We start from the raw sequence: 4,568 nt of genomic DNA, 5'->3' as shown, positions 1-4,568 counted from the left end.
CCCCCCCCCCCCCCCCCCCCCCCCCCCCCCCCCCCCCCCCCCCCCCCCCCCGCCGGCGCGCGAGCGCCGGTGCGAGCACGCGAGCGGCACCCGCGCAGCGGGTGCCCGAGCGCGCGCAGACGCTTCTGAAAAGAACTGCCCGAGCGGCGCAGACGCTTCTGAAAAATTCAGTGGAAGAAGTGCCGCTCGCCCGTGAAGAACATGGCGACGCCGCGCTCCTTGGCCAGCGCGATCGTCTCCTCGTCGCGGACCGATCCGCCCGGCTGGATGATGACGCGCACGCCGGCGTTCATGAGCACCTCGGGCCCGTCCGAGAACGGGAAGAAGGCGTCGGACGCGGCGATCGATCCGGCGGCGCGGTCGCCCGCGCGCTCGACCGCGAGCTTGCACGAGTCGACGCGGTTCACCTGGCCCATGCCGATGCCGACGGTGGCGGCGTTCTGGGCGAGCACGATCGCGTTCGACTTGACGGCGCGGCACGCCTTCCAGGCGAACACGAGGTCGTCGACCGGGATGTCGTCCGGTCGCTCCCCCGCAACGAGCTCCCAGCGCTCGGCGATGGACGCGATGTCGCGATCGAACAGGTCGGCGTCCTGCAGGAGCAGGCCGCCCGAGACGAGGCGGACGTCCATCCGCTCCTGCGACCAGTCGTCCGGCAGCTGCAGCACGCGCAGGTTCTTCTTCTCCTTGAAGACCTCCAGCGCCGCGGGCTCGAAGCCGGGGGCGACGATGACCTCGGTGAAGATGTCGCGCAGGTTCTCGGCCATCTTGAGCGTGACGGGGCGGTTCGCGGCGATGACGCCGCCGAACGCCGACAGCGGGTCGCACTCGTGGGCGCGCAGGTGCGCGGAGGCGATGGCGTCGATGGCCTTCGGATCGGCGATGGCGAGGCCGCACGGGTTGGCGTGCTTCATGATGGCCACGGCGGGCTTGACCATGTCGTACGCGGCGCGCAGGGCGGCGTCGGCGTCGACGTAGTTGTTGTACGACATCTCCTTGCCCTGCAGCTGCGTGGCCTGGGCGATGCCGTGGCCGTCGGCGCGGGAGTAGATGGCGGCGCGCTGGTGGGAGTTCTCCCCGTAGCGCAGGTCGCTGATCTTCTCGACCTGGATCGTGAGGTGCTCGGGCAGCTCGTTCTGGCCCGACATCGTCTCCTCGGCGAACCACTGCGCCACGGCCGTGTCGTAGGTCGCGGTGTGCGCGAAGGCGCGGGCGGCGAGCTCCCGACGCTCGCTCAGCGTGGTGCCGCCGCGGCCGAGCGCCTCGATGATCGAGGGGTACGCCTCCGGGCCTACGACGATCGCGACGTTGGCGAAGTTCTTCGCCGACGCGCGCACCATGGCGGGGCCGCCGATGTCGATCTGCTCGACGACGTCGTCGCCCTGCGCACCGGAGGCGACGGTCTGGACGAACGGGTACAGGTTCACGACGACGAGCTCGAACGGCGCGATGCCGAACTCGGCCAGCTGCGTCTCGTGGTGCTCGAGGCGCAGGTCGGCCAGCAGGCCGCCGTGCACGTGGGGGTGCAGCGTCTTGACGCGCCCGTCGAGCATCTCCGGGAAGCCCGTCACGGTGGCCGCGTCGGTGACCTCGTGACCGGCGTCGCGGATCATGGCCGCGGTCGATCCGGTGGACACGATCTCGACGCCCGCCTCGGCGAGCGCGGCGGCCAGCTCGATCAGGCCGGTCTTGTCGCTGACCGACACGAGGGCCCGGCGGATGGGGACCACATCGCGTTCGCGGTAGAGCGAGGGGTCGTGACGGGGGCCGGCCATGAGGTGCTCCTTCGGATCAGGACGAGGCGGGGGTGCGGAGGTCCAGCTCGCCGGTGGCGATGCGGCGGACGACGTCGATGAGCAGGCGGCGCTCGACGGGCTTGATGCGATCGTGCAGCGACGCCTCGGTGTCGCCCGGCAGCACGGGCACGCGCTCCTGGGCGAGGATCGGGCCGCTGTCGACGCCCTCGTCGACGACGATCACGCTCGCGCCGGTCTGCTCCGCCCCGGCGGCGAGCGCGTCGCGCACGCCGTGGGCGCCGGGGAACTCGGGCAGGTAGGCGGGGTGCGTGTTGATCACGTTCGGGGCGAACTCGGCCACGACGGCGGCCGGCAGCAGCCGCATGAGGCCGCTCAGCACGACAAGGTCGGGCTTCCACGCCCGCAGCTGCGCGGCGAGCTCGGCACCCCACTCCTCGCGGGACTCGAACGCGCGGAACGGCACCGTGAAGGTGGGGATGCCGAAGTCGGCGGCGTGCTCCAGACCGTCGGCGGGTCGGTCGGCGCCGACCACGACGACGCGGGCCGGGTAGTCGGGCTCGCTCGCGGCCTCCAGCAGGGCCCTGAGATTCGACCCGGTGCCCGAGATGAGGACGGCGACCGTGAGCACCCTCCGAGTCTAGTGCGACGGCGCGGATCGCCCGATCCGGGACGTCGTGGGCACCGTCAGATGCGCGCGATCTGCGTCGTGGACACCTGCGCGCGGGGGCGGATGATCATGGTGTCCACATTGACGTGGTGCGGGCGCGTCAGCGTCCACGCAACCGCGTCGGCGATGTCGTCCGCGACGAGCGGGTCGTACCCGGAGTACACCGCGGCCGCCCGGTCGACGTCACCGTCGAAGCGGACGAGCGAGAACTCCGTCTCCACGTTGCCCGGGGCGATCTCGATCACGCGGATCGGTTCGCCCGCGAGCTCGAGCCGGAGGGTCTTCACCATCTGTCGCTCGGCGTGCTTGGCACCCGTGTATCCGGCTCCGCCCGGGTACTCGCCGTGCGCGGCGGTCGATGTGATCGTCAGCAGATCGCCCCGCCCGGAGGCGCGCAGAGCCGGGAGCAGTGCCTGCGTCACGCGCAGCGTGCCGAGGACGTTCAGCTCGTACATCCGGCGCCACTTGTCGAGCTCACCGGTTTCGACGGGCTCGAGCCCGAACGCGTTGCCGGCGTTGTTGACGAGAGCGTGCAGCGCCCCACCGCCCACGACGTGATCGCGCAGCGCATCGATCGAGGCCTGGTCGGTCTGATCGGCGACGACGATGTCGCAGCCCGTCTCCGCCGCGAGCGCCTCGAGGCGGTCCCGGCGGCGTGCCGACGCGATGACGTCCCACCCCTCCGCCCGCAGGCGGCGGACGGTGGCGGCGCCGATTCCGCTGGAGGCGCCCGTGACGAGGGCGCGGAGGGGGTGGGTGGCGGTGCTGGTGGTCACGGCAGGCCTTTCCGGGAGGTGCGGTGGGGGAAGCGGAGAGGGGCTTCGGCGGGCGGATCAGAGCGCGGTGAGGGTCTCGTCGAGCGCGGCGAGGTACCGCCCGACCTCCTCGGGCCGCACGGTGCACGGCGGGACGACGTGGACACGATTGTCGGCGAAGAAGCCGATGACGCCGCGCGCGAGGAGCCCGGCCTTCACCGCCGCCATGACCCCGGCGCTCACCGGCTCGCGCGTCGCGGCGTCGGCGACGAGCTCGACGGCCCAGAAGACGCCCAGGCCGCGCACCTCGCCGATGACGGCGTGCTTCGCGGCGAGCGCCGCCAGCCCCGGCCCGATGTGCGCCTCGCCGACCCAGCGGGCGTTCTCGATGACCCGCTCCTCTGTCATCGCGTCGATCGCGGCGACGATCGACGCCGCCGCGAGCGGGTGGCCGGAGTAGGTCAGGCCGCCGGGGAAGACGCGCTCGTCGAAGTGGTGCGCGATGCGCGGGCTGGGCAGCACCCCGCCGACAGGGACGTAGCCGGAGTTGACACCCTTGGCGAAGGTCACGATGTCGGGGGTGACGCCCGTCGGGTTGGTGCGCTCGCTGTGCCACGAGAGCCACTCTCCGGCCCGGCCGAAGCCCGACATCACCTCGTCGAGGATCATCACGATGCCGTAGCGGTCGCACAGCTCCCTCACGCCGGCGAGGTAGCCGGGCGGGGGCACGAGCACCCCCGCCGTGCCGGGGATGCCCTCGAGCAGGATCGCCGCGATCGAGTCGGCGCCCTCGAGCTGGATCACGCGCTCGAGGTGGTGCAGCGCCCGCTCGCACTCCTGCCCCTCGGTCTCGGCCCAGAACTCACTGCGGTACGCGTACGGGCCGAAGAAGTGCACGTGGCCCCGTGCGTACTCGTTGGGCACCCGCCGCCAGTCGCCCGTCGCCACGATCGCCGCTCCCGTGTTGCCGTGATAGCTGCGATAGCGGCTCAGCACCTTGTCACGTCCGGTGAACAGGCGTGCCATCCGGATGGCGTTCTCGTTGGCGTCGGCGCCCCCGTTCGTGAAGAACACCTTCTCGAACGACCCTCCGGCCTTCTCGAGGATCCGCGCCGCGGCCTCGCCGCGCGTGAGGTTGACCGTCGCGGGCCCGATCGTCGCGAGGGTCTCGGCCTGCCGCTGGATCGCCGCGACGACCTTCGGGTGCCCGTAGCCGATGTTGACGTTCACCAGCTGGCTGGAGAAGTCGAGGTACTCGTTGCCGTCGTGATCCCAGACCCTCGTGCCCTCGCCGCCCGCGACCACGAAGCCGGGCGAGGCCGCCTGTGCCGCCCAGGAGTGGAAGACGCCCTGGTCCAGGGGGGGGGGGGGGGGGGGGGGGGGGGGGGG

The 4,568-nt window shown here is 72.1% G+C and carries 4 protein-coding genes; all 4 read right to left on the bottom strand.

Annotation, left to right across the window (positions count from 1 at the left end; all coding sequences use genetic code 11):
• Positions 1-167: 167 nt before the first annotated feature.
• From purH to ACODR5_RS13370, 4 genes are read right to left on the bottom strand one after another with little or no spacing between them, the layout of a single operon-like run.
• Entirely contained in the window at positions 168-1,775 is a 1,608-nt protein-coding gene (gene purH / locus ACODR5_RS13385; RefSeq protein WP_449855313.1) for a bifunctional phosphoribosylaminoimidazolecarboxamide formyltransferase/IMP cyclohydrolase, read from the bottom strand.
• Positions 1,776-1,791: 16 nt separating this feature from the next.
• Positions 1,792-2,385, bottom strand: coding sequence for a phosphoribosylglycinamide formyltransferase (gene purN, locus ACODR5_RS13380; protein ID WP_460815937.1), 594 nt, complete (start codon positions 2,383-2,385; stop codon positions 1,792-1,794).
• 56 nt (positions 2,386-2,441) lie between these two features.
• Positions 2,442-3,200: an SDR family oxidoreductase gene (locus ACODR5_RS13375; RefSeq protein WP_488983904.1), complete on the bottom strand. Its 759-nt coding sequence runs from the start codon at positions 3,198-3,200 to the stop codon at positions 2,442-2,444.
• Positions 3,201-3,257: 57 nt separating this feature from the next.
• A complete protein-coding gene (locus tag ACODR5_RS13370; protein WP_488983905.1) occupies positions 3,258-4,538 on the bottom strand; it encodes an aspartate aminotransferase family protein in 1,281 nt (426 codons plus the stop codon).
• Positions 4,539-4,568: the final 30 nt, after the last annotated feature.

This window comes from Microbacterium sp. FG3 (assembly GCF_057809335.1).
Note: the sequence above shows the minus strand (reverse complement) of the source record. Positions and strands in the feature narration are given on the sequence as shown.

Bases quoted from the DNA above. Each gene is read 5' to 3' on its own strand.
- purH (WP_449855313.1), bottom strand. From the start codon at position 1,775: ATGGCCGGCCCCCGTCACGACCCCTCGCTCTACCGCGAACGCGATGTG.